At 28.7% G+C, this 1,199-nt stretch carries 1 protein-coding gene; it reads left to right on the top strand.

Annotation, left to right across the window (positions count from 1 at the left end):
- Positions 1-209: 209 nt before the first annotated feature.
- Positions 210-1,187, top strand: coding sequence for an IS110 family transposase (locus tag N5D46_RS14665; protein ID WP_038337380.1), 978 nt, complete (start codon positions 210-212; stop codon positions 1,185-1,187).
- Positions 1,188-1,199: the final 12 nt, after the last annotated feature.

Genomic DNA, 1,199 nt, shown 5'->3' with positions numbered 1-1,199 from the left:
TCCTTTAGATTTGAAAATCTTAAATTGTAGTATAAAAAGAAGAGAAAAGAGTTTGAGTACACTATAACGAGTTCAGAGCTATATAATCTCATATTCTGATTAAGACTCAACTCTTTCTTATCAAATTCTCAAATAGAAATTCGGGTTAAAAACCCATTAGTAAGGAATCGAGTTATTGATAAGTTTCTCTTCTCATTAAATTCAAATTTATGGAAAAAATTGTTATTGGTATTGATGTGAGTAAATTAACTTTAGACATCTGCATTCAAGAAAATGGAGTGAATCGTTTTGATACTATTGCTAATACTGAAAAAGCTATCAAATCTTTTTTGAAACAATTTGTTAAGAGACAAAATATTCTAATTGGAATGGAGAATACAGGGAGATTTAACATCCTTCTTTACAACGTATTAATTCAACATTCTTTTGCTGTTTATGTCATCAATCCTTTGCATTTGAAAAAAAGTATGGGATTAGTTAGAGGTAAAAATGATAAAATTGACAGCGAACGTATTGCTGTATTTTTACTTAAAAATTATATGGATCTTCAACAGTGGAAGCCTAATTCGAAAGTCATTGAAAAGATAAAATTATTGAATGCTGAAAGAAAACATCGCGTTAAAATAAGAGCAGGATTACTAGCTCAAGCAAAAGATGAACAATTCTTAAAATCAACTATGGATAAAGCTGTATTACGCTTAAACACTAAGCTTATTGATGTCTTAACGAAACAAATTAATGAAATAGAAGAAAGAATCTATCAATTAATTAACGAAGATGAACAGCTTCATAATCATTATAAAAGAATACAATCAATTCCTGGTGTAGGAAAAGTTTTAGCATTTAATATGTTGATTAAAACAGATGGTTTTACAACCATAAATACACCTAGACAAATGGCTTGCTATGCTGGAATAGCTCCATTTGATTTTCAATCTGGAACTTCCATAAGGCGAAAACCGAAAGTTTCATCAATGGCTGATAAAGATTTGAAGAAACTATTGCATTTAGCTGCAATGAGTGCTATTCGTTTAGACAATGACTTGGCTATTTATTATCATCGAAAGGTAGAAGAAGGGAAAAATAAAATGTCTGTTTTAAATGCTGTTAGAAATAAAATTATTCATCGGATTTATGCACTAATTAAAAATCAAAATATTTATAAAAATAACTTGGTTTTGTCATAGAAATCAGAATGA

Source organism: Empedobacter sp. GD03865, assembly GCF_029840775.1.
Taxonomy (GTDB): Bacteria; Bacteroidota; Bacteroidia; order Flavobacteriales; family Weeksellaceae; genus Empedobacter; species Empedobacter falsenii_B.
This window is presented reverse-complemented; position numbering and strand designations above follow the sequence as displayed.

Excerpts from the sequence above, each read along its gene's own strand:
- N5D46_RS14665 (WP_038337380.1), top strand. The coding sequence starts at position 210 with ATGGAAAAAATTGTTATTGGTATTGATGTGAGTAAATTAACTTTAGAC.